This is a genomic window from Burkholderia sp. Ac-20344, assembly GCF_017104975.1.
GTDB lineage: Bacteria > Pseudomonadota > Gammaproteobacteria > Burkholderiales > Burkholderiaceae > Burkholderia.
Genome location: NZ_JAAGPP010000328.1, coordinates 1 through 2,019, shown reverse-complemented (window position 1 = coordinate 2,019; position 2,019 = coordinate 1). Strand labels below are relative to the sequence as shown.

2 protein-coding genes are annotated in these 2,019 nt (G+C 72.3%); both read left to right on the top strand.

All coding sequences use genetic code 11. From position 1 onward, the window contains the following. The coding region (locus G3N64_RS38865; RefSeq protein WP_205788865.1) for a polysaccharide deacetylase family protein at positions 1-691 on the top strand (691 nt) is incomplete at its 5' end. A 63-nt stretch (positions 692-754) separates the two neighbouring features. Next, a complete protein-coding gene (locus G3N64_RS38860) occupies positions 755-1,966 on the top strand; it encodes a beta-ketoacyl-[acyl-carrier-protein] synthase family protein (protein ID WP_205788864.1) in 1,212 nt (403 codons plus the stop codon). The last annotated feature ends 53 nt before the right edge of the window (positions 1,967-2,019 follow it).

Sequence of the window (2,019 nt, the reverse complement as noted above, 5' to 3'; positions counted from 1 at the left end):
CGTGCTGCGCGGCCCGAACTGGACGCGCCTGCCGCCCGGCGCCGGCCGCCGCATCGCATTGACGATCGACGACGGCCCGGACCCGGACGTCACGCCGCGCGTGCTCGACCTGCTCGACCGTTACGACGCGCGCGCGACGTTCTTCTGCATCGGCGATCTCGCACGCCGTCATCCGCGCTGGATCGAGGCGATCGTCGCGCGCGGTCACGCGATCGAGAACCACAGCCAGCGGCACCGGCACACGTTCTCGCTGTCGGGGCCGGCCGCACTGCGGCGTGAGATCGCGGCCGCGCAGCAGACGCTGACCGAGATCGCTGGTACGCGCCCGCTGTTCTTCCGCGCGCCGGCCGGGCTGCGCAATCCGTTTCTCGAACCGGTGCTGTGCGAACTCGGCCTGCAGCTCGCGAGCTGGACGCGGCGCGGCTTCGACACGCGCGCACGCGATGCCGCGACCGTCACGCGCCGCCTGCTCCACGGTCTCGAGGCGCGCGACATCCTGCTCGTGCACGACGGCCACGCGGCACGCGACGCGCGCGGCGAACCGGTCGTGCTCGACGTGCTGCAAGCGGTGCTGCGCGCGGCCGCCGACGCGCAGTTGCACTGGACCACGCTGCGCGCGGCGCTCGCGCCCGACCCGCCCGGCGGGCCGGGCGAGCCGGCCGGTTCGGCACCCCCGTTTGATAAAATCTGACCTCGAACGGCGCGCCTGCCAGCCCAGCTGCGGCGCCCGTTCCGGCCACCGGATGCGACCCTCGTGAAACCTCTCCTGCTCTCGCACTTCACCGCCACCAGCTGCATCGGCCGCGGCCTCGATGCGACCCTCGATGCGCTGCGCCACGCGCGTGGCGGGCTCACGCCCTGCGACTTCGAGCGTGCGGATCTCGACACGTGGATCGGCGTGGTGGACGGCGTCGATGCACAGCCCGTGCGGACCGACCTCGCCGACTTCGACTGCCGCAACAACCGCCTCGCACAGCTCGGCCTCACGCAGGACGGCTTCGACGCACGCGTCGCGGCGGCCGTCGCGCACTACGGTGCGGCGCGCGTCGGCGTGTTCATCGGCACGAGCACGGCCGGCATCCTCGAGACCGAGCACGCGTATCAGCGCCGCGATCCGGCGAGCGGCGCGCTGCCTGCCGACTTCCGCTACGCACAGACGCACAACCCATATTCGCCGGCCGCGTTCGTGCGCGCGTTTTTCGCGCTGCGCGGGCCGGCGATGGCGATCTCGTCCGCCTGCTCGTCCGGTGCGAAGGTGTTCGGCTCCGCGCGCCGCATGATCGAGGCGGGCTTGATCGACGCGGCCGTCGTCGGCGGCGTCGATTCGCTGTGCCTGACGACGCTGTACGGCTTCAATTCGCTCGAACTGCTGTCGCGCCAGCCGTGCCGTCCGTTCGACGTCGCACGCGACGGCATCTCGATCGGCGAGGCCGCCGCGTTCGCACTCGTCGAACGCGCGCCCGACCCGCCCGCCGCACTTGACGCCGACGCGGTCCTGCTGCTCGGCATCGGCGAATCGAGCGACGCGCATCACATGTCGTCGCCGCATCCGGAAGGGCTCGGCGCGCGCGTCGCAATCGAGCAGGCGCTCGCATCCGCCGGCCTCGGCGCGAACGATATCGACTACGTGAACCTGCACGGCACCGCGACGCCGAGCAACGACGCGGCCGAAAGCCGTGCGATCGGCGCGCTGTTCGCCAGCACGCCGTGCAGCTCGACGAAGGGCGCGACCGGCCATACGCTCGGCGCGGCGGGTGCGCTCGAGGCGGTCGCCGCCGCGCTCGCGCTGCGCGACCAGTTCGTGCCGGCCGGCGTCAACACGACGCAACCCGATCCGACACTCGCCGCCGACTACGTGCTCGCGAGCCGCGATGCGCGCGTGCGCGCCGTCCTCTCCAATTCGTTCGGCTTCGGCGGCACGAATTGCAGCCTGATCCTCGGCCGCGCCGACCACGCCCGCCGTTGAGGCCCACCATGACACTCACCGCCTTCATCGAAAGCATCGGCCTCGTCGGCCCA